General features: G+C 32.8%; 19 protein-coding genes. 5 read left to right on the top strand and 14 right to left on the bottom strand.

The features are described from left to right. Window positions 1–4 precede the first annotated feature (4 nt). The 7 genes from BSF42_RS19700 to BSF42_RS19670 form a co-directional block, all read right to left on the bottom strand. Window positions 5–232: a PspC family transcriptional regulator gene (locus BSF42_RS19700; protein ID WP_008466940.1), complete on the bottom strand. Its 228-nt coding sequence runs from the start codon at window positions 230–232 to the stop codon at window positions 5–7. Window positions 233–337: 105 nt separating this feature from the next. After that, window positions 338–1,609, bottom strand: coding sequence for a DUF2851 family protein (locus tag BSF42_RS19695; protein ID WP_095954817.1), 1,272 nt, complete (start codon window positions 1,607–1,609; stop codon window positions 338–340). Between the two features lie 78 nt (window positions 1,610–1,687). Further along, complete coding sequence (locus BSF42_RS19690) at window positions 1,688–2,170, bottom strand: 3'-5' exonuclease (RefSeq protein WP_095954816.1); 483 nt, start codon at window positions 2,168–2,170, stop codon at window positions 1,688–1,690. Between the two features lie 78 nt (window positions 2,171–2,248). Next, entirely contained in the window at window positions 2,249–3,610 is a 1,362-nt protein-coding gene (locus tag BSF42_RS19685; RefSeq protein WP_095954815.1) for a pyridoxal-phosphate dependent enzyme, read from the bottom strand. A 45-nt stretch (window positions 3,611–3,655) separates the two neighbouring features. Further along, a complete protein-coding gene (locus tag BSF42_RS19680) occupies window positions 3,656–5,641 on the bottom strand; it encodes a putative porin (protein WP_095954814.1) in 1,986 nt (661 codons plus the stop codon). A 253-nt stretch (window positions 5,642–5,894) separates the two neighbouring features. Further along, complete coding sequence (locus BSF42_RS19675; protein ID WP_095954813.1) at window positions 5,895–7,370, bottom strand: RagB/SusD family nutrient uptake outer membrane protein; 1,476 nt, start codon at window positions 7,368–7,370, stop codon at window positions 5,895–5,897. Between the two features lie 12 nt (window positions 7,371–7,382). After that, window positions 7,383–10,523 carry a TonB-dependent receptor gene (locus BSF42_RS19670; RefSeq protein WP_095954812.1) on the bottom strand — a complete coding sequence of 1,047 codons (3,141 nt, stop codon included), beginning with the start codon at window positions 10,521–10,523 and terminating at the stop codon, window positions 7,383–7,385. A gap of 545 nt (window positions 10,524–11,068) precedes the next feature. Here BSF42_RS19670 and BSF42_RS19665 point away from each other — a divergent pair. Beyond that, window positions 11,069–11,734 (top strand): ribonuclease HII, encoded by a 666-nt coding sequence (locus BSF42_RS19665; protein ID WP_095954811.1) that lies wholly within the window; start codon window positions 11,069–11,071, stop codon window positions 11,732–11,734. A gap of 47 nt (window positions 11,735–11,781) precedes the next feature. Here the strand turns inward: BSF42_RS19665 and lipB are convergent, their stop codons facing one another. The 3 genes from lipB to BSF42_RS19650 all read right to left on the bottom strand — a co-directional run bounded on the left by lipB (window position 11,782) and on the right by BSF42_RS19650 (window position 14,254). Beyond that, the gene (lipB, locus tag BSF42_RS19660) at window positions 11,782–12,480 is read right to left on the bottom strand and encodes a lipoyl(octanoyl) transferase LipB (protein WP_095954810.1); all 699 of its coding nucleotides are present in this window, start codon (window positions 12,478–12,480) and stop codon (window positions 11,782–11,784) included. A gap of 5 nt (window positions 12,481–12,485) precedes the next feature. Next, window positions 12,486–13,238 carry a hypothetical protein gene (locus BSF42_RS19655; protein ID WP_095954809.1) on the bottom strand — a complete coding sequence of 251 codons (753 nt, stop codon included), beginning with the start codon at window positions 13,236–13,238 and terminating at the stop codon, window positions 12,486–12,488. 290 nt (window positions 13,239–13,528) lie between these two features. Beyond that, on the bottom strand, window positions 13,529–14,254 hold the full coding sequence (locus BSF42_RS19650; protein ID WP_095954808.1) for a hypothetical protein: 726 nt from the start codon (window positions 14,252–14,254) through the stop codon (window positions 13,529–13,531). A gap of 314 nt (window positions 14,255–14,568) precedes the next feature. Between BSF42_RS19650 and lysS the strand changes: the two genes are divergently transcribed. The 3 genes from lysS to BSF42_RS19635 all read left to right on the top strand — a co-directional run bounded on the left by lysS (window position 14,569) and on the right by BSF42_RS19635 (window position 16,930). After that, window positions 14,569–16,272: a lysine--tRNA ligase gene (gene lysS / locus BSF42_RS19645; RefSeq protein ID WP_095954807.1), complete on the top strand. Its 1,704-nt coding sequence runs from the start codon at window positions 14,569–14,571 to the stop codon at window positions 16,270–16,272. A 134-nt stretch (window positions 16,273–16,406) separates the two neighbouring features. Then, window positions 16,407–16,640, top strand: a complete 234-nt coding sequence (locus BSF42_RS19640) for a hypothetical protein (protein ID WP_095954806.1) — start codon at window positions 16,407–16,409, stop codon at window positions 16,638–16,640. Continuing rightward, window positions 16,625–16,930 (top strand): type II toxin-antitoxin system RelE/ParE family toxin, encoded by a 306-nt coding sequence (locus BSF42_RS19635; RefSeq protein WP_095954805.1) that lies wholly within the window; start codon window positions 16,625–16,627, stop codon window positions 16,928–16,930. The genes BSF42_RS19640 and BSF42_RS19635 overlap by 16 nt, the downstream gene beginning before the upstream one ends. A gap of 57 nt (window positions 16,931–16,987) precedes the next feature. On the opposite strand, the gene BSF42_RS19630 is transcribed toward BSF42_RS19635, so the two are convergent. Continuing rightward, a complete protein-coding gene (locus BSF42_RS19630; protein ID WP_095954804.1) occupies window positions 16,988–17,590 on the bottom strand; it encodes a hypothetical protein in 603 nt (200 codons plus the stop codon). A gap of 49 nt (window positions 17,591–17,639) precedes the next feature. After that, window positions 17,640–18,662, bottom strand: coding sequence for a 2-hydroxyacid dehydrogenase (locus tag BSF42_RS19625; RefSeq protein WP_305775242.1), 1,023 nt, complete (start codon window positions 18,660–18,662; stop codon window positions 17,640–17,642). A 164-nt stretch (window positions 18,663–18,826) separates the two neighbouring features. Between BSF42_RS19625 and BSF42_RS19620 the strand changes: the two genes are divergently transcribed. Next, entirely contained in the window at window positions 18,827–19,252 is a 426-nt protein-coding gene (locus BSF42_RS19620; RefSeq protein ID WP_095954803.1) for a hypothetical protein, read from the top strand. Window positions 19,253–19,298: 46 nt separating this feature from the next. Here the strand turns inward: BSF42_RS19620 and BSF42_RS19615 are convergent, their stop codons facing one another. Together BSF42_RS19615 and hemL are read right to left on the bottom strand one after the other, a co-directional pair. Then, window positions 19,299–21,773: a zinc-dependent metalloprotease gene (locus tag BSF42_RS19615; RefSeq protein ID WP_095954802.1), complete on the bottom strand. Its 2,475-nt coding sequence runs from the start codon at window positions 21,771–21,773 to the stop codon at window positions 19,299–19,301. Between the two features lie 163 nt (window positions 21,774–21,936). Further along, complete coding sequence (gene hemL / locus BSF42_RS19610) at window positions 21,937–23,223, bottom strand: glutamate-1-semialdehyde 2,1-aminomutase (RefSeq protein WP_095954801.1); 1,287 nt, start codon at window positions 23,221–23,223, stop codon at window positions 21,937–21,939. Window positions 23,224–23,230 lie beyond the last annotated feature (7 nt).

Below are 23,230 nucleotides of genomic sequence, written 5' to 3'. Positions count from 1 at the left end.
TTTTTTATAAATCAAATACTGATGTTCTTTTTGAACGAATTAGATCTTTTAATCTGATCCAAAAAGCCAGCGTTAGGTAAACTCCAAATCCTAAACCTGCGGTAACGAACGATATGTAGATAAAAAACAATCTTACACTTGTTACGCGCATTCCTAGTTTATCTGCCAATCTTGATGAAACATGGAAACCATATTTTTCAAAAAAGAATTTAAGTTTTAAAATTGCTGACATTGGTGATTTTATATTTTAGCCTTAGTATTTTTAGATTCCTTCGCATTCGCTTAGAATTACAAAAGTACAAATTATCTTATTACCTCATTTTCTAATTCTCAAATTCTAATTATTTTTAAGAAGTTCTAAGCCGAGAGCGCATTGCAAACAGGCTTTCTTATTGCAGTATTCATTTTTGAGTTCTAATAGGGTTTGACTTTCAAATGCATTTTCAGCCTTAATTTCAAACAAATCAAATTTATCAATTATTGCATTTTTTTCGGGAGCGACTTCGTTCATAAAATCAATCAAATTTTCTGCAATTGATTCTCCCATCATCATAGAATAAGAAAACTGAAGCGGAATTATAGTATTTATAACGATCAGATCTAGAAAGGATTTTGATAATATTTTAGATTTCTTCGGACTTTCTTTATCAAACTGGTAATGGTTTTGCCAGTATGGAGCAGCTGAAATATTTAGCAGTTCATAAACACTCTTCAAAGATTTTAATTCAATAATTTTAGAAAACAAATTCTGATTTTTGTGGTATACTCCCGCTAATTGCGAAAGCCTGATTGTGGGGAAATTATCGGGGCGAAGCTTAAAAAATTGAATTGGCTCTATTATGATTTTCTCAAACTGATATTTATGAAGTAAGTAAAAATATCTAAATTTTAGATCTTTAAAATAAACATCTTCTTTTTCTGAATCCAACAAACCAGCTGTTCCAAAAAATAATGCTTCTAAATTCTCTATTTCGAAACTTTCTTTTCTTATTATTGAAAATGGAATTGCTTTTGAAATTTGCAAGAAAGAATTTCCGTTTGTGTTTAAGCCAAAATTCTTAGCCAGAAGGCAAAATAAGACCGCTTCCCAATCTTGATTTGTTTCTTCTAATAATTCGTATATAAATTTCGATTTACGCTCTAAACGCTCAAAAAATAGTCTTTCCTGCCAGCTTTTAAAAACAAAACTGTCGATTTCTTTTATTTGTTTCTCGCATGAAATCCATGTTTTTGGAGAGATTAATTCATGATAATTAGAAACCACTTCTTTTGCAACATACTCTTTAAGAACCAAAACAGGAATTTCGGTATTATTTTCTCTAAAAATTGGAGTATCATTCTCCCAAACGACATGAAGAATTACATTTTTATACGTGGGATCTTTTTCATGATTGTGCAAATACCAATCAGATGATTTTAAATGAATTTCTACGTTACCCGCCCATTTTTGATTTCCAATTTTAATATGTGCATTGAAGAAATCAGGCCCAGAAAGTTCTAAGTAATCTCCTGTTTTAATTATGGTAATTAATTCACCTTGAGCAGTTTTTAAATTCAAAGTATCAAACTTCTTGAATTTCCAGAGATAATGAAGGAAGTCTTCTCTCATTTTTAGATTTTAAAAGATAATTATAAAATCTAAAAATAATAAAATTTTAATATTATTCTTACAAAATAATATTTTTATTTATCGAAGCATATACAATTTAGCGCATGCTCTGGCATCAGATAAAGCTTCGTGGTGATTGAGTTTAATATTCATTTCACGACAGCAGTCGCTCAGTTTTGTTGGCTTAAAACCTTTTGCTTTATATATTTTAACTGTGCATTCCCACTTTGTTGCAATATTCAAGTCTTCATAATTTAAGCCGTGAAGCAGCATTGATTTCATTAAAACATTGCGGTCAAAACTTTCATTATGTGCCACTACAACGCGATTTTTAAGTCTCTTTTCAATTTCAGGATAAACTTGATAAAAAGATTTTGAGTTGACTGTGTCTTTTGGATAAATGCCGTGAACACGAATTGTAAATGGATTATATTCGTTATTAGGCGGTTTTATTAATGTTACGAATTCGTCGACAATTATCCCGTTCTGAACCGTAACAATACCAACTGAACAAGGATGATGTCCCGTAGCAGTTTCAAAATCAATAGCTGTAAAATTCATTTTTTATTTTTAAATGACAAATCCACAAATCCAATTGTAAAAGCAATTAGATTTATGGATAAGTTTTATTGTAAAGGCTTATTTTATTGAGCCAATGATATCATATTTCGTTATAATGTGATGATGTCCGTTTCCTAAATCTATCAGAACCGCATCATTTTCTTTTGTAAAAAGTTTTGAAACTTCTTCAATTGGAGTTCCTAATTGTACAATTGGAAAAGGCTTGCCCATTACATCTTTAATTGGTTTTTCTGCAACATTTTTATCTGCAACGTAGCTTCTAAATAAGTCTGTTTCATCAACAGAACCTACAAAACCATTGATATCTACAACTGGAATCTGCGAAATTTTATATTTACGCATACGTTCAATTGCATGCGAAACCAATTCTTCGGTACGAACAACAATTAATTCCTTGTCAATATGATCTTTAATAACGTCTTCTGCTTTTGTTACGTTTTCTTCCAAGAATCCGCGCTCACGCATCCAATCGTCGTTGAACATTTTACCAACGTAACGGCTTCCTGAATCGTGAAACAGAACAACTACTACGTCATCTGGCTTAAATTGGTCTTTTAACTGCAATAAACCTTTTATACAAGCTCCAGCTGAGTTTCCAACAAAGATCGCTTCTTCCATCGCAATTTTTCTTGTATAAACCGCTGCATCTTTATCGGTTACTTTTGTAAAACCATCGATTAAAGAAAAGTCAACATTTTTTGGTAAAATATCTTCTCCAATTCCTTCTGTTATATAAGAATAGATCTCATTTTCGTCAAAAATTCCTGTTTCATGGTATTTTTTAAAAACAGAACCGTACGTATCAATTCCCCAAATTTTAATGTTTGGATTCTTTTCTTTTAGATATTTTCCAACTCCAGAAATTGTTCCTCCCGTTCCTACTCCAACAACAAAATGAGTAATTTTCCCATCGGTTTGTTTCCAGATTTCTGGTCCTGTCTGCTCATAATGAGCTAATGAATTTGATAAATTATCATATTGATTTACGTACCAAGAATTCGGTGTTTCTTCTGCCAAACGCTTTGAAACTGAATAATAAGAACGAGGATCTGTAGGTTCAACATCTGTCGGACAAACGACAACTTTTGCCCCAACAGCACGAAGAATATCCATTTTTTCTTTTGACTGTTTATCAGAGATAACACAGATCAATTTGTATCCTTTAATAATTGCCACAAGAGCAAGTCCCATTCCAGTATTTCCCGAAGTTCCTTCAATAATAGTTCCTCCTGGTTTCAATCGGCCGTCAGCCTCAGCATCTTCAATCATTTTCACCGCCATTCTGTCTTTTACAGAATTACCAGGATTAAAGGTTTCGACTTTTGCCAATACTAACGCATCAATTTCAGCAACAATTTTGTTAAGCTTTACTAATGGTGTGTTACCAATTGTTTCTAAAATATTTTTTGAAAAGTCCATTTTATTTAAGTTTAATATGTGGTTCTAAATGAAAGTAAGTTTTTTTTATTGGAAGAAATTCCAAACTAAACCAAAACGCAGCACAAAATCACGATATGGATTATTTGGCGTTGCATAGTAATTACTTTGTGAAAAAGCAGCATTGAAATGTTCTGCTTTTAAATAAAATCTTGTCTGGCGAATTCTAGCATTCACAAAAAAATCGAATGTTGCAAAACCTCCAATTTTTTTATCCTGCTGCACAAAAAATTCAGCAATAACAGGATTGTAATCGTCTCCATAATACTTTGTAAGATAATTAAATACAAGACCAGTCTGAAGATATAATGCCTTCTTAAAAAAGTAACCTGAATAGTAAAATGTGTTTCTGGTTACAAAATCAGGAACATTTAAAATTAAATCTGACTGATCTACTTTTTGGTATAAAAGTGTATTATCTAATGCAAAAGGTCCAAATTTAAATTCTCTGCTTGCTTTTATTTCCAAGTAATTAATAACGTTTCCATATTGAAATGGTTTTACAATCTGAATATTTCCTGCTTTCTGCTCATCTGTTGCATCATCTGTAAAATATAAGTGGTCTTTTAGTACTGTGTATTGAACTTGTCCTGTCAGCCAAGGAGTTTGGATTTCAGCGCTTAGAGAATTAATTTTTTCATTTTTAAAATCATTTGACCAGTTGTATTCTATCCAGCTGCTTTGGTACAAATTATAATTGTTATTTGGCAGTTTATTGATGTTGCGATATCTAAAATCAAATTTAATTTCATCGTTTAAATCGTATCTCAGTTTAGCATCTAAATCTGAAAGAGACTGATTGGTAATCGATCTAGAATATAAAAATCTACCATTCCATTTGTTTTTTTGGTATTCATATTGCCCGCCGACATTATTGAATTGTAAAAACAAGTTATCAGGGACAGCGTTTCCATCACTATCAATAATTAATCTTTCATATTTATAATTTGATCTATAATCATCTATAAAAAAGTTAAACTTCCCTAAAAGAGAATTTTCATAAGCAAGTCCTGCTTTATTATAAAGGCGTTCATATTTTGTTTGATCGTTAATTGCGCTTGCTACATAAGAATCGCCAAAACGTGCCACACGAACGCTGTTATTATCATTATCCGTTACCGTAGAAAGTACTGTTGGCTGTTTGTATTCATACCCTTTATTTTCATAATTAAATTGATGCGTTACATACAAATTATTATTACCTTCTGTTGGGTTTACTCTAAAAGCATGATCAAAAAATAATCTTCGGCCTTTTAATAAAGATTCAGCATCAGTCAAATAAACCTGTAATCTTTGACGGTTTTTATAATCTTGATTATCGCTTTCAAAATTGGCATCATTGGTTATCCCTCCATTTTCTTCATTCAAAACGTCTTGAAAAGTATAGTGTGCATTTATAGCATAACGTCTGCTGGTCGTGGCATAACTCGTTGTAAATCTAAAATTTCCAGCACTGACCAATTGATTAATATAATCTCCCTCAGATCTTAAACCTCTATAGGCAATTGAAAAATTCAGATTTTTAGAAATGTTTAATGTGATAAAAGAATCTACATTTTGTCCTTTGTTAATTGTTGTATTAAAAAACAATTCTGTAAAAGGTGTCGCAGCAGAATAATAACGAATTTGATCTGCCTGCATATAATTAAAATGTTTTCCGCTAAAACCAATTTCTGGATATGGAGAAAAACTCGTTAAACTATATTGTAACGTATTTAGAGGCTGGCCAATATTTGAAAATTCCTGATATCCAAAAAGGTCTTTTCTAAGGTGATTTTGTCGGTAAGCACTTTTAAGTGTTAGTGATGTATCTTGATAAATGGTATCGTGCTCCAGTGTAATAATTTTATATTGATCTATTGTAGCGATCTTGGCTTTTTTCTTTTTTACGGTATCAGTAATACTTGAATATTCCGTATTCATATCTAAATTATTTTTAGAAGCTGGCTTTTTTTCCTGAGAAAACAATATTGTAGGTACAACTAATAGATATAGGAAAATGAATATTCTCATTTGATGGCTTTATATAAATTTATTTTGACAAAATTTGCTGAGCAAAGGTAAGATAAAAACGTATAAACGAAAAACATAATATATAATATGGAAGCATAATAGTTTCGACCTTTTTAAAACGAAAGCCCCGTATACAAAAGTATACGGGGCTTTCAAAAAAAATCAAAATATTTATTATTTATTGTAATAAAAATTTAAACAGGAGTCTTATATATTAAAGATTAGAATCCTACATAAATTAAATGACAACATATTATAGGTCATTTTGCTCAATTAATGGATTTGCATTGATTTCAGCTCTAGGAATCAACCACTGCCATCTTTTATCTGTTGCTGGAACATTGATTACGCCACCAGTAATTGCTGTGTCATGATTTGCCCCAGATCTGTCAAGAGCAGAATTTGTTCTCTTTAAATCATAAAATCTAAAACCTTCGCCCCATAATTCAATTCTTCTTTGAAGCCAAATTTCATCAACCAAAGCCTGGCCTGTACTTGTAGATAAAACATATGAAGGGTTTCTGTTGCTTACTAACGTGAATAATACCGTACTTGCATCAGCTTGTCCTAACTTAGCTTTTGCTTCTGCTTCAATTAAATACATTTCAGCAACACGCATATAAGGAATATCACATCTACTGTCACCAGTACTTATAGATAAAAATTTCTGACTTGTGAACGGAAATTTAGCATATGTAGTTGGTAAATTTAATGCTGTGTGTCTACCAGTTATATCAAACAAAGTTGAACGAATATCGGTAGTTGGAATTAAATTGTAAAGTTTACTGTTGATCGCTTTTGGACAAGAACGAATAACTGTTGAATTATAATTTCTAGACATGTAAGCCCCAAAGTTTCCAAAGTAATCTGTTTGAACTTCATTAATATGGCTTCCCCACATCCACTCTACGTTGTTAAAGTCATTAAATCCTTTTACGTATTCAGAAGCAGCCATTAAACTTATACCTGTTTTAGCTTTAGAAGCGTAGTCTGCTGCAATGGCCCAGTTACCTTGAGTCAAAGCAACTCTAGCTTTTAAACCTTGAGCAACTTTTAAATTTAAATGTGAGTTATTAGGTTTTGTATAGCCAACTAATAAAATATTTGCTTCATCTAGATCTTTGTTAACCTGCGCATATACTTCTTCAACTGTCGAGCGAGGAAAATTTTCATTACCAACTGTTAAAACAATCGGCACCCCTAGTTGAGAATTTTCAACTCCGTTTACATATCTTTTTCCAAATAACTGTACCAGTTGATAATGGCTGAAAGCTCTATAAAGCAATGCTTGACCTTTTACAATTTTCTTGTCTGCATCTGAACCTACAGCAGCATCAACGGCATTAATAATTGTATTTGCATTTCTAATTATTCTGTAATAGGTTCTGTAAGGAAATCTAATATCCTGAGAATTCTCGTTTGCTACCCCATTCCAGTTGTAAACCTGCAAAAACCATCCGTTTGTTACTGGGAAAACCACATCATCTCCGGCAATATCAACCTGCTGCATCAAACTTCCTAATCCATTCTCATTTTGGTTAGATTCATATCTTACGTATAAAGATCTATGAATACCATTTAAAAGAGTCATTAAGTTATCTGTAGTTTTAGTAGCGCCGTCGTAATCGATAAACTCTGTCGGTGTTTTTTCTAAAAAATCTTCCGAACAAGAGGTTAGCACTAATAATGATAATGCTAAAAATATCTGTTTTATATAATTTGATTTCATAATATGTATTTTTTAAAAGTTTAAGTTCAAACCTAAAGTAATAACTCTAGAAGGAGTATATCTATTTTGAGTTGTTCCGTTAAAAGTTTGACTTGGATCTAAGCCTTGACGTTTAGTAAATAACATTAAATTTTCACCATTTACATACAAAGTAGCATTATCTACTTTTAATTTTGAAATTAACTGTGAAGGCATTTTATATGATAAATTAACTTGTCTTAGAGATAAGTAATCTGAACCAATTAACCATCTGTCAGAAGCGGCAGTGGATTGTGTATTTCTATTAATATCCATTCTTGGAACATCAGTAATATCTCCTGGCTGCTGCCATCTATTAAGAGCATCAACACTTAAAGCAGATCCATAATTGTTCCCTGTATGCATAAGTGCAGAATAGTTAGAATCATACATCATACCTCCAATTTGGTAAGCAAATAAAACGTCTAATCTTAAGCCTTTGTATTCTACGTTAGTTCCAAAACTTCCATATAAATCTGGAATTGCAGAATCTGCATAATGATATAATGCTTTATTTTGATCTGTTGTTACATTAACTCCATTAACAACTCTCTGTGTCGCATCACCAGCCACAATTAAAGCTGGATCTGAAACATACAAAGCATATCCATCAGCTGGATCTACACCGTACCAATCTCTTAACCAATATTCATACATAGAATGTCCAACCATTAATTTTTTAGTTCCACTAATAATTTCATTTTGCGGCAGACTTGTAATCTCATTTTTAATTGTTGAAGCATTTACATTCAATCCCCAAGAGAAATCATTTGTTTTCACAACAACTCCGTCCAATGAAATTTCAAAACCTTTGTTTACCATAGATCCGATATTCTCAATTCTATTATCTAAACCTGAAGACAATGCATTTGGAACTGTAAAAATCAAACCGTCCGTGTTTCTATTATAATACTCAACACTACCTCTAAGTCTATTATTAAACAATGCAAATTCAACAGCAATATCTTTTTGAGTGTTCTTTTCCCATTGTAAATCTGCAGCACCTGCAGCATTTGTTACCACTCCACCTTCACTGCCATTATCATAACCTAAACTAAATGTAGGCTGACTAACATAAAAACTTAAATCGTCATTACTAGTATGAGAATCATTACCAACTTCACCTATAGAAGCTCTTAACTTTAATTCATTTAACCAACTAACATTTTCTAAGAAACTCTCTCTTGAAAGAACCCAAGCACCTCCAAAAGACCAGAAGTTACCCCAACGATTATCTTTTGAAAATTTTGAAGAACCATCTCTTCTAAATGAACCTGAAACGATATATTTATCTTTATAATCATATCCTATTCTTGAAAAATATGATTCAGTTCCATAATTTCTAGTATAAGAAGTTAAATCAGTAGTAGTTGCGTAGTTAATAAACTCTGGATTATCTGGAGAAACCTGTCCTGTTTTTGTACCGGTAAGCCAATTTCTTTCAAAATCAAAACTTTCGTGACCAGCTAAAAATGAAATGGTATGATCACCAATTTTCTTATCATAATTCAACAACTGGTTATAAGTAACACCTGTAATAATTCTGTCTTCTTTTGAAATTAATCCTGTAGGTGCTCCGTCTCCAATTTCAGTATTATAAGTATACGTTCTATTGTTATACGATTTATCCAAAGCAGCATTAAATGTAAACTTAAAATCTTTTAAAAACTTAATCTCTCCATAAGCGCGAGCAGAAAGCGCTGTACCTTTTGTGTTATCCGTATTATTTAAAGTTTCATAAACGATATTTCTACCATTAGAAGCTCCACTACCTCTAACTGTTGAGTACACTTTATTCCCTAAAGAATCATAAACATAATCTCCTGTTGATGTATGGTCATAAACTGGATATATTGGTCCCATATATCTAATCGTTCTAAATGGATTATTGAAAGAACTTGTATTATCAACTCCATTTACAGCTAAATTTGAATCTGTCGTTACACCAGACAAGTTAACTCCTGTTTTAAACCATTCTTTTAATGATGTATTAAGATTTAAACGCGCAGAAATTCTTTCGTAATCAGATTTTCTTACATATCCTTCTTCATTTACATAACCAAGGGAAGCAAAATAATTAGATTTCTCTGATTTTCCTTGGTAAGAAAAATCTACATTCTGACGAACACCCGCTCTTTCTAAAGGCGCTGCCCAATCTAAATCTTGAGGATAAAGTAAACTCGCATTAGGATTTATTTTTCCATCTATACCAACAATCTGATCATTTGGCACATTGAATGGATTTGTAACCAAAACCACAGGAACTCTTGTAGAAGCAAATGCATTTGCAGCATCAATTTGCGCCGGTGTACCCATTGCACGGCTGTTTCTAATTGCTTCCCACTCTAAAGGATAATAATCAAAAGCATCTACTCTCGCGTATTCTTTAATAAGTCTTGAGCTCACACCTTGACTAACATTCAAAGTGAATTTATCTTTAGTAGATTTGCCACTTTTGGTAGTAATGATAACAACACCATTTGCTGCTTTAGATCCATATAATGATGTTGAAGAAGCATCTTTTAAAACTGTTAAACTCTCAATATCAGCAGAATTTAAATTACTGATATCTCCTGAAAAAGGAACACCATCTACAACATAAAGCGGTGTATTTGAACCATTAATAGAACTAAATCCTCGTATTCTTATCGCAGGAGCGGCACCTGGTTGTCCAGATGCACTTTGGATTTGAACACCTGAAGAAGCACCTTCAATCGTAGATAGAACGTTTGTTACAGCTCTATTTTCAAAGTCTTCTCCTTTAATAGAGACAGCTGAACCTGTATAAGAACTTTTCTTTGCTTTACCATAAGCTACAATAACAACTTCCTCCAAAGCTTTACCTGTATCTTTCATTTTAATATTAATCGTTGGAGATGATCCTACTACAGCAGAAATATCATCCATACCAACATAAGAAAAAAGAAGTACATCTCCAGATTTAGCTTTAATAGAAAAACTTCCGTCAAAATCTGTTTGTGTACTAACCTTTGTTCCTTTAACAACAACGTTAACTCCTGGGATAACTCCAGCATCGCTTGAAACAATACCTTTGACAGTCCTCTCTTGAGCATAAGAAAACTGAATAGACAACGCCATTAATAACGAAAAGATCCATTGTGATTTTAATTTCATTTTTATTTATTTTGAATTAGTAGGAAACAAACATCTTAATTATTTCTTAAAATCACAAACCATTTCTTAATAGCTTCTAATGATTTTTTAATGTTTAATTAACAATTTCTATAAATAATTCAACGATTTAGCCGTTACACCTAATTATATTCAACAAATTCACTAAAATATATTTTTTTACAACATACTTTTTTTAACATTAATTTAACTTTTTTAATTGTAACAAGATTATTTTAACAAGTAATAATATTACTTTTTTGTAGTATTTAACCTATTAAAAATAATACTTCCATTTCCTTTTATTTCGTTTTTGTCTTTATTCTGTTGATTTCATTAAAAAAAATACTCCAAACACAATTAAAGTAGTTTTAAACTCAATCAAATCGTCAAAACTCAAAAAATCTAATCGTTAGTTAAAATAATATTTGATTACCTATTTCATAAATACTGGAAAAACACATAAATAACTTTTTGATGTTTTTTTAAGACTTCATTTTAGGTCAATTTTCAAAAAATGATAATATTTGCGTTTTAAAAAAGAAAGAATGCTCGAAAAAAATTTCTCAGGATTTGTTTTGGAAACTGGAACTGATGAAGCCGGAAGAGGATGCCTCGCCGGACCCGTTACTGCAGCCGCTATAATTCTTCCCGCAGATTTTGAGAATATACTACTGAACGATAGCAAACAATTATCTGAAAAAACAAGAGCTCTTTTAAGACCAATTATAGAAAAAGAAGCAGTTTGTTTTGCTGTAACGCATTTACTTCCAGATGAAATTGACGAGATAAATATTCTGAATGCCTCAATGAAAGGAATGCAGGAATGCATTTTAAAATTAAAGCATGTTCCTGAATTTATTATTGTAGATGGAAACCGTGCTTTGAATGCCAAGCTAGGACTTAAAAATACTTTTGGAAGACAGTTTTCTACTGATGAAATTGCGCTGTTAAAATCGATTCCGAATCAAAGTATTATAAAAGGCGATGGGAAATTTTTGAGTATTGCTGCAGCTTCTGTTTTGGCTAAAACATATCGTGACGAATATATGGACCAGATTCACGAAGAATTTCCGATGTACAATTGGAAACAAAATAAAGGATATCCGACTAAAGAACATAGAGAAGCGATAAAAAAATTCGGAACAACAAAATACCACCGAATGAGTTTTAGACTTCTTCCTGAACAATTAGAATTGAATTTCTTCGAATAAAAAAAAAGACTTATCTAAATGGATAAGTCTTTTTTTGCTTGTATGAATTAAACTATTTCAGCTTCAAATAAATTCTTTAAATGTTTTAGAATTTTTGCTTTTACTTCGTCTTCGTCAACTTTTTCTACTCCAAGTTCTACGTTTAAAGAGGTAACTCCTTTTCCGCGTATACCGCAAGGAATAATATTATCAAAATAGCCTAAATCTACGTTTACATTTAAAGCAAATCCATGCATGGTTACCCATCTCGAAGCGCGAACGCCCATAGCACATATTTTACGCGCAAACGGAGTTCCTGCACCCAGCCAGACTCCCGTTTCTCCCTCGCTCCTGCCCGATTCTAAACCATATTCTGCTAAAGTCATAATAATTGATTCTTCGAGAAATCGGAGGTATTTATGAATATCTGTAAAGAAATTTTCTAAATCAAGAATCGGATAACCAACAATTTGTCCTGGTCCGTGATACGTAATATCGCCGCCTCGATTGATTTTATAAAAAGTTGCTCCTTTGGCTTCGAGTTGTTTTTCGTTTAATAATAAGTTTTCTAAATCGCCGCTTTTGCCTAAAGTGTAAACATGCGGATGCTCAACAAATAATAAATAATTCGGTGTTGGCAGATCAAGTTCTTCTCTCCTGTTTTTGATTTTTAAATCGACTATGTCTTTAAAAATTTCTTCTTGATATTCCCAAGTGGATTTGTAATCTTTATTTCCCAGATCCTGAAGTTGGATTTTTTTATTCATTTTAATTATTTTTCAAACTCAACGTCAAAGTTAAGTTTGTCGGGATTCTCCATATAATCCGTAAAAGGGTATTGAATTGTAATTGATTTTCGATCGTCGCTGAATAATGCAGTTGGATTAGAGACTTTCTTAATCTTTTTTGGAAAGTGATATTTTACAATATAGTTTGAAGATGCAAACATCATTTTTGTCATATCGGGAGCAGAATCTTTTGCTTTTGCAGCTAGTTTTTGCTGATCGATTACTGCTTTTCTTGTAAATTTCTTTCCGTCGTATGTATAACTTAATGTACTGTTATTATCTCCAAAACCACTTCCAAGCGGACCCGCACTGGCTCCTCCTTCTAATTTTTGAAATGTACTCATCGTCTGCAAAATATCCTGCAGTTCGTTTACATTTTTAAAATCGGTTCCTAATGTCATTAAAAACTGTTTTTGCGTTGCACTCATTTTGGTTGTAACTACAAAGTTCTCGAGTTTTTTAAGCTCTTTTTGAGTTTCAGGAGATAATTTAGCAATACTGTCTTTTTTCTGTTCAAACAATTGTTTGAAAGTAAAAGTAGAGTCGATATCTTTTTTGGCGTCTTCTCCCATTTGACCAGCAATTTGATCACCAGCCATTTCCATTAAGGCAGAAGCATCCATATCGACAGCAAATTTTCCTGTCCCGTTATCATTGATATAAATATTTTCAGTAAAAGTACAGCTTGTTAATGTCGCTATTAAAAAAGAAAAACTTAGTAATTTGTATAATTTCATGGTGTTGCTAATTTTTATCAAAGATACGAAGACTTTTTAATTGTTGAATCGTTTAATTGTTGAACCGTTTAATCGTTGAATTGTTGAATCGTTGAACTGTTGAATCGTTGAATTGCTGAATCGTTGAATTGCTGAATCGTTGAATTGTTGAATCGTGGAATGTTGAATCGTTGAATCGTTGAATTGCTGAATTGTTGAATCGTTGAATTGTTGAATTGTTGAATTGTTGAATCAGTTAACTATATGGACGTAAACTATCGTTTTTTTCTGTAGATTACTCAATCCTAAATCTATTCTAAAACAACTTCCAAATTTGTTATTTCAGGATTGCCGTAAAAATCTGAAAGTAGAAATTCTAAGGTGAAAAATTTTTTATCGGAACTAATAACCGCTTTAGGGTTGGAAACTGATTTTATATTGTTCGGAAAGTGATATTTTAAAATATAGGTCTGTATCATTTTTGAAGAACCATAGCGCTCTGTAAACTTTGCTGCTTCTTGTTTGGCTTTTTCTAATTCAGCTGTATTTATGATGGAAATTTTGCGCTTAAAAACTTTTCCATCAAAATCATATTCTATTCTATAATAATGGTTTTCTGCCGTTAGAGCATAATTATGCTGTATATCTGAGGCATAATCTTCGGTTTTATACAAATCTGGAATTTCTGAAACTTTATTAAAATGAAGGGACAAGACATTTTTAAATTCTTTTTCGAATGAACTTTTTTTCAAATGCACTTTTACATTGGCATATTTTTGAAATAGCTGTTGTTCGTCTGTTTTATATTTTACAAAATTCTCGTTGTATTTATTGATATATTCTTTAAAAATAAAAGTGGTATCCTGAAATATATTTTCGCGAGAATACGATTCTCCGGCCACTTGCATATAACTGTTTTCGTCTCGAAGCTGTACTAGTTCTATATCGCCGCTTCCGTCTGGATTGATGGTTATGGTTTCGGTAATTTGACAGCTTGTAAATAGAACTAAAAGGAGTGAGATTAGTTTGTATTTCATTTTTTTGAGAAGGTTCTGAGATTATGAGCTGCTAAGATACTGCGTTTTCTCACTCTATTTCTTACATATTTCTGCTTTTCTTACAAAAACAATATATACGTACTTAAAGGTATTTTGAAAACTAAAACTTCTACGTAGCCCCGATAGAAGCGGTATCCTTTTTCTTGCTTCTTTAGCAAGGAAAAGATACAAGCGGATAGCGGGACAGGAGGTGATTGAAACCCAATAAATTGCTGCTTTAAAAAATCTAAAAACTGCATTCTAAATTCTACATTCTTTTCTTTATCTTTGCACACTTAAAAAAAGAGCACAAAATGGCATTATCAGAACAAGAAATCATCAGAAGAGAAAAACTTCAAAACTTACGCAGTCTGGGAATCAATCCTTATCCAGCTAATCTTTTTCCTGTAAATCATACTTCTAAGCAAATAAAGGAGTCGTTTGAAGAAGGTAAGAAGGTTATCGTTGCGGGTCGTTTGATGAGCGTGAGAGATCAGGGAAAAGCTTGTTTTGCTGAATTGCAGGATAGCGAAGGACGTATTCAATTGTACGTGAACCGCGATGTTTTGTGTGAAGGTGATGATAAAACTTTATACAATACCGTATTTAAAAAATTAACTGATTTAGGTGATTTTATTGGTATTGAAGGAGAATTGTTTACTACAAAAGTGGGTGCGCAATGTATTCGTGTTGACGGATTTACTTTTTTGAGTAAAACGTTACGTCCGCTTCCTTTACCAAAAGTAGACGAAGAAGGAAACGTTCATGATGCGTTTAACGATGCTGAATTACGTTACAGAATGCGTTACGTAGACTTAACGGTTAATCCGCAGGTTAAAGAAACTTTTATCAAACGTACAAAGTTATTTACAGCAATGCGTGGTTACTTTAACGACGCTGGATATCTTGAGGTTGATACTCCAGTTTTGCAGTCAATTCCTGGTGGAGCTGCTGCGCGTCCTTTTATCACGCACCATAATTCGCTTGATATGCCGCTTTACATGCGTATTGCGAATGAATTATATTTAAAAAGACTAATTGTTGGTGGATTTGAAGGTGTTTATGAGTTTTCTAGAAACTTCCGTAATGAAGGAATGGACAGAACGCATAATCCTGAATTTACTGCAATGGAAATATATGTAGCTTATAAAGACTACAACTGGATGATGGAATTTGCTGAAGGTTTGCTGGAGCATTGCGCAGTTGCCGTAAATGGAACCAGCGAGGTTACTTTTGGCGAGCACACAATCAACTTTAAAGCGCCTTATGCACGTGTTACAATGACAGATTCTATCAAACATTTTACTGGTTTTGATATTTCTGGAAAAAGCGAAGAAGAATTATTCGAAGCTGCAAGAGGCATGGGAATTGACGTTGATAATACAATGGGTAAAGGAAAATTAATCGATGAAATTTTTGGAGCAAAATGCGAAGGAAATTATATTCAGCCAACTTTCATTACAGATTATCCAAAAGAAATGTCTCCTTTATGTAAAGAGCATAGAGACAATCCAGATCTTACAGAGCGTTTTGAATTGATGGTTTGTGGTAAAGAAATTGCAAATGCATATTCTGAATTAAACGACCCAATTGATCAGCGTGAGCGTTTTGAAGATCAAATGCGTTTGGCTGCAAAAGGTGATGATGAAGCAAACGGAATTATCGATGAGGATTTCTTAAGAGCCCTTGAATATGGTATGCCTCCAACTTCTGGAATGGGAATTGGAATGGATCGTTTGATTATGTATTTAACAAACAATGCATCGATTCAGGAAGTTTTATTGTTCCCGCAAATGCGTCCGGAGAAAAAACAAGCTCAGATTGAACTTTCTGATGAAGAAAAATTTATCGTAGATTTATTGAAAGGAAATGAAAATAAAATGGATCTGCAGCAATTAAAAATTACTGCGAATTTAAGCGGTAAAAAATGGGATGCCTCTATGAAAAACTTATCTAAACATGGTTTGACTAAAGTCGCTGTTGAAGGTGAGTTTAAATTTGTGGAATTGGTGGAGTAAATTTTTTAAAAATTCCAATTTTTGGAAATTCCAAATTCCAAAATTGATTATAATATTCAAACCCGACAGGTTTTAAAAACCTGTCGGGTTTTTTCGTATAATTTGCATAACTTTGATTTTTAAAATATATTATTATGGGCACTTTAGAAATAAAATTAGAGATATTTGATAAGCTCAAGAATATTGAAGATGTTACTTTATTAGAAAAAATTAGAAACCTTCTAAAAAATACAGATGCTTCTGATGTTTATCAATTTGAGGAATACGAAATAGATATGCTTAAAGAAAGTGAAGAAGATATAAAATATGGAAGAGTTATTTCACAAGAAGATTTAGACAAAGAAGATTTAGAATGGCTGTCAAAATAATTTGGACTACAACTGCAGTTTTACAAAGACGAAAAATATTAAGTTACTGGAACAAAAGAAATAAATCTGCAACATATTCGAAGAAACTAATTATTGAAATAGCAGAAAGGGTTCAATTTCTGGCAAGTAATCCTGAAATCTACATTAAAACCAGTTTTCCAGATATTAGAAGATCAATATTAGGACATTACAATATTTTTTATAAAATAACCAGTGAAGAATTAATTATAATTGCATTTTGGGATAATAGACAAAATCCTAAAACACTTTCTAAAATTTTAAAAAAATAGTTGTATTATCAAATATTCAAACCCGACCGGTTTTAAAACTGGTCAGGTTTGAATATTTTAAAACGCATACTTCTCTAATTTCTTTCCTTGAATATCTAAAACCTTAGTACTTTCTTTCGGAACCTCGCCTTTCCATTTTTCCTGAACAGAAGGATTTGAAGGATATTTTCCACCTTTCATTTTTAAGAGATGAAATTTCCCTCCAGTTTCAAAAATAAGATCATAAAATTTTTCAGTTGATGAAGTGGTTACATAAATAGGAAAATTGGTTACGGTAAAACGATTTATTACGCTTCCATCATTATTTAAAATATATCCCGAACAGCCGCCGCTTCCGCAGAAATACGGATTGGAAAAACCGACAAGGTATTCGTCTTTTTTATCATTATTCAAATCAAAAGCTTCATAATAGAAAAACCGATCATCTTTTGTCATTGCCGGCAGATCTTTCTCTAATAAAACATTTAATTGTTTTCGAATTACTTCAACTGCTTTATCTTCTTTTGCCGGCGCGTCACTTACGTCAGCAGTACCCGCAACGGTTTTTGACAATGTATCTTCGGCGATTGTTTTAATGATACTTTTATAATCCGTTTTTTCTTTGTTCTGACAGGAATATATTGTTAGTATTCCCAAGACTATTAAAAGTTTCTTTTTCATAATTTCTTTTATTTTAATTCTTAAGATTATGTTTTTAATTCAAATCTATTTAAACTAATAAAGCAGCTTTGTTTTCAATATCATTTTGCGTAAGCAATGATTTTATATTATTAAACGTAACCAAAGCAATCTGCGTTAAAGCTTCATTGGTGAAAAATGCCTGATGCGCTGTAACCAAGACATTCGGAAAACTCATTAAACGCTGAATCGCATCATCTTGAATAATATCTGCAGATAAATCTCTAAAGAACAGCTTTTCTTCCTGTTCGTAAACATCGATTCCTAAATATCCTATTTTGCCTTCTTTTAAACCTTCGATTACGCAGGCTGTTTCAATTAATCCGCCGCGACTTGTATTGATAATCATAACGTGGTCTTTCATTAAAGCAATGGAATCTTTGTTAATGACATGTTTTGTTTGGGCATTTAGCGGACAATGAAGCGAAATAATATCACTCGATTTAAAAATCTCTTCTAAACTCACAAAAGAAACGCCGTCTTTTATCATTTCTTCATTTGTAACAATATCATACGCTAAGACTTTACAGCCAAAACCTAAAGCGATTTTTGCGAAAGCTTTCCCGATATTTCCTGTTCCAATGATTCCAATTGTTTTTCCGAATAGATCAAAACCTAATAATCCGTTTAGGGAGAAATTCTGTTCGCGGACTCTGTTGTAGGCTTTATGTGTTTTTCGGTTTAAAGTTAAAATCATTGCCATCGCATGTTCTGCAACGGCCTGAGGAGAATATGCAGGAACACGACAGACTTTTAAATTATATTTTTTCGCTGCTTCTAAATCGACATTATTAAAACCGGCACAGCGCAGTGCAATAATTTTTACTTCCTTTTCTGCTAATTGTTTGATTACCGCTTCATTCACAATATCGTTTACAAAGACGCAGACAATTTCAGCTTTTTCAATTAAAATAACGGTTTGCGGATTGAGTTGTGTTTCAAAAAAATCCAATTCAAAACCAAAGTCAGAATTGTATTTATTGAAGAATGCTTTGTCGTAAGGCTGGGTAGAGAAAAAGGCTATTTTGATGCCTAATACATTATCTAAACTCATAATTCATCGCTATTTTAAGTTGATTAGTATAGTTTATACTAAGTTAAGTAATTTTAACAAACCAATATTCGTTTTGTTAAATAAACTATAATTCTTACAATCGAATTAAACCTAATTAATTTAAAAAAGTCTTATTCCTATAAACAATTAAAAAAACTTAAAAAATGAAAAAATTAATCATCGCAGCTTTGTTATTTGTTGGAGTAGCAAGCTTTGCACAAGACGGCGGCCAAAAGAGAGAAAAATTAACTCCTGAGCAGCGCAATGAAAAACAGTTAACAAAACTAACAACTGAATTGAGTCTGGATGCTAATCAGCAAGCACAAGTAAAACAATTATTGGCAGATAGAAGTGCTAAAGCGGAAAAATTCAGAGAGGCTCGCAAAGACAAAAAAGACAGTAATACAAAGCCAACTGCTGAAGAAAGAGCGGCTTTCAAAAAACAAATGGAAGACGAAGTTGCAGCAAACGACGCTAAAATGAAATCGATCTTAAAAGCCGACCAATACACAAAATGGAAAACTTTGCAAGAAGAGAAAAAAGATAAAGCGAGAGAAAAAATGAAAGAGCACAGAAAAGAAAAAATCTAATTCTTGCATAAAAAAAGAGGCCTTAAAAGCCTCTTTCTTGTTTTTACTATTTAATCGGATTCAATATCAAATCAATTCTTTTGATACAATCTTCATAATGATATTTTGTTTCTGTATTAACTGCTGCAGCTTTTCCGGCAGCGAGCGTTTTTCTCAACATTGTCAATTCTCCTCTTACCAGCGCTCTCAAATCAGATTGAGATACATTGTAATAAACTGTAGATCGATCAGTTGGTTTAATTTCTTCTGTCATCAAATAGCCCATTCTGTCAATGTAGGCACGCTGTAAGTTTCTGCGATATACTGTAACATTTGCAGCTGAACTTGATTCTTTCCAAATTCCTTTACGAAGATCTTTAAAGAAATCTAAAGCTTTATAGTTATCACCGCTCAGGATTTCATTATCCATCAGTCTTCCAACTCTCCCTAAACTCATTAAATTATTCAGCTGTCTCACCTGCAGATTTCTAAACTTCTCTGTATAACCCGAAAATTCTGTGTTTTGTAATGTCTTTACGTTTACAATCCAAGTTGGAGATTCAAAAGCATTTTTCTGAAGCCAGTTCATTGCTTCAATTTGTTTTGCTTTTGCAACTACTTCGTAAACACTTCCTGCCTGATTTGGCTTTTTGGAATTTTCATAAACTCCTCCAACATTTGTTACAACATGCCCAACATATCGGCTCCAGCAATCCAGTAATTCTTTGTATAATTCTTCTAAATCTTCATAATTATTGGTCGCGCTGCTTGTCCATTCGTTTAAATGAACTGCAACAAATTCTAAATTTTTAAATGCATAGGAACTCGCTTTCATCGAATTATTCCCAATATCTTCTGTCTGCGATGTTGGATCAAAAGAGCTGCTTTGTTTTCCAAATTTATAAATTGGATTTCCTGCTTTGTCTAGTATCCATTTATCCAGCGTTGGCACTTCTGCTTCAGGAGATTTCACGTTTGGAATTACTCTGTATCCCCAATTTAAGGCATAATGATCGTAAGCTCCCATTTTACGGATAAAACGAATATTTTTATCACCAGGCTGTGCAATGTAATTGAAACGCGCATAATCCATAATACTTGCCGCAATTCCGTTTTGTTGTGTAAAATCACCATTTCTATAGCTTTCAATATCAAATGCACAACTTGCTCCCATATTATGCGGAAAACCTAATGCGTGTCCAACCTCATGAGCAATTACCATTCGCATCATTTCTCCCATTTCTTCATCACTGGTCTGCAAAGTTCGTGCTGACGGATTTGCTGCACCAGTTTCTAGTAAATATCTATTTCTATAAGAACGCAAGTGATTGTGATACCAAATAACGTCACTTTCTATAATTTCTCCAGTTCTAGGATCTGAAACGCTTGGACCAACCGCATTTCGTGTCGTACTTGCTACATAACGAATTACAGAGTAGCGAATATCTTCTGGACTGAAATCTGGATCTTCTTCTTTTGTCGGCGCATCCTTTGCAATTATGGCATTCTTAAATCCAGCTGTTTCAAAAGGTTTTTGCCACTCTTCAATTCCTTGTTTAATATATTTTTTTAGTTTTTCTGGTGTCGCAGGATCCAAATAATATACAATTGGTTTGATCGGCTCTACCAATTCTCCTCTGTTATACGCTTCTGGATCTTTTGGTTCCAATCTCCAACGGCGAATATAAGTTTTAAGGTCAGACTTTAATTCATTGCTTCCGTAATCGTATTGACTCACCGTAAACCATCCCACACGCGAATCTGCTAACCTTGGTTTCATTGGAACTTCTGGCAGTAAAACCATCGATTGGTTCATTTGAATACTTATCGATTCTGATTGTTCAAGCGTTGACGGTTTCGATGCATTGTATGTAAAGTCCTGAACCACTTCAATATTCATCGGAAAACTTTTCATCGAATTAATAAAACTTCTCGAATCATCCAGTCCTTTTACTTTATAAGTTTCACGCATTTCTGCTGAAATTCCACTGATTGCTTTTACATCTGTATTGTAAAATTTTGTAACATCAATAACAGTATTTGCTGAGTCTTTGCTAAAAGCAACAATATCAAAAGCATATAATGTTGGCTCATAATTATTTGATTTTACCGAAATACTAATTGGCAGTGTATCATTGGCAACTGCATTATATGATTTTGATTTGATGAGAATCTTATCCTGAAAACGCTGCCAGATAATTAATTGCTCATTAGTTTCAGAACCTGCATTTACATAACCTCCTCCTAAATTAGAAGGCAGTTTTGCAAGCCTGCTTACCAAAAGCATGTCTTTGTTTAGATATTTATTCGGAATCTCGAAATAGTATTTTTTATCGACTTTATGAACCGTAAAAAGACCGTCGTCTGAAACAGCATCTTTAGTAATTACTTTATTGTAATCCTTAATAGAAGTTTCTGGTTTCTTTTCTGGCAAAGGTGCCGGAACTTCTTTTTGATCTTTTTTCTTTTTACTCTGGGCAAATTGTTTGGAAGGAAACAGCGTAAAACTGGCTAGTAAAGATAAAATGAAAAATTTCTTCATTTAGTGTTGGTTTAGTGGTTAATTCTCAAACAAAAATAAATTTTACTTACAATTATACAACTACACCGAATCATATTAACTTTTTATTAACTAATAAAATTCTTGCATAAAAAAGGCTCAACTTTAGTAAAAGTGAGCCTTTATAATTTATTTTTCTATTAGATTAGAATGTTTTCGAAACTTTATCAATAGCATTAATTGTAAAATCTAAATCTTCGTATGTCAAAGCATCTGTAATAAACCAAGTTTCATAAGCAGATGGGGCGATGTAAATCCCTTCTTGCAATAATCCGTGAAAGAATTTCTTAAACGTTTCGTTATCTCCTTTTGCAGCCGTTTGAAAATCTACAACTGGATTGGCATCAAAATGAACAGAAATCATAGAACCTACTCTATTGATTGTGAAAACAAGATTATTTGCTTTTAAAACCCTGTCAATTCCTGCTTCTAAATATGCCGTTTTTTCTTCTAAACGTGTAAAAATTTCACGATCATTATTCAACGATTGTAACATTGCTAATCCGGCAGCCATCGCTAGCGGATTTCCAGATAATGTTCCTGCTTGATAAACCGGACCAAGCGGTGCTAAATAATTCATGATTTCTTCGCGGGCTGCAAAAGCACCAACTGGAAGTCCTCCTCCAATTACTTTTCCAAAAGTTACAATATCAGCATTGATATTATACAATTCCTGAACTCCTCCGCGAGCTAAACGGAAACCTGTCATTACCTCATCAAAAATCAATAAAATTCCGTTTGCTGTACACAATTCCCTTAAACCTTCTAAGAAACCTTTTTGAGGCGGAATACAACCCATATTTCCAGCAACTGCTTCGACAATAATTGCTGCGATTTCGCCTTTATTAGCTTCTATTAAAGTTTTTACATTCTCTAAATCATTGTATTTTGCTAATAAAGTATCTTTTGCAGTTCCTTCTGTAACACCTGGACTATTTGGAGATCCGAAGGTAACAGCACCACTTCCCGCCTGAATCAAAAATGAATCAGAATGTCCGTGGTAACAGCCGGCAAATTTTATAATTTTATCTCTTTTTGTAAATCCGCGAGCCAGACGAATCGCGCTCATACAAGCTTCTGTACCTGAATTTACAAATCTAATTTTATCAATATTTGGAACCATAGAAACGGCTAAAGCTGCAATTTCTGTCTCCAGTTCAGTCGGCATTCCAAATGAAGTTCCCAATTTTGCTTTTTCGATTACCGCATCAACAACAGGCTGATAAGCATGACCCAAAACCATTGGCCCCCAAGAGTTGATGTAATCTATTAATTTGTTTCCGTCTTCATCATATAAATAAGCCCCTTTGGCACTTTTTACAAAAATCGGAGTTCCGCCAACCGCCTTAAATGCTCTAACGGGTGAATTTACGCCTCCTGGAATTACTTTTTCTGCTGCAGCAAAAAGCTGACTACTTCTTTTATATAACATTTTTATA

The sequence above is a fragment of the Flavobacterium sp. ACN6 genome, assembly GCF_002304005.1.
Lineage (GTDB): Bacteria > Bacteroidota > Bacteroidia > Flavobacteriales > Flavobacteriaceae > Flavobacterium.
Note: the sequence above shows the minus strand (reverse complement) of the source record. Positions and strands in the feature narration are given on the sequence as shown.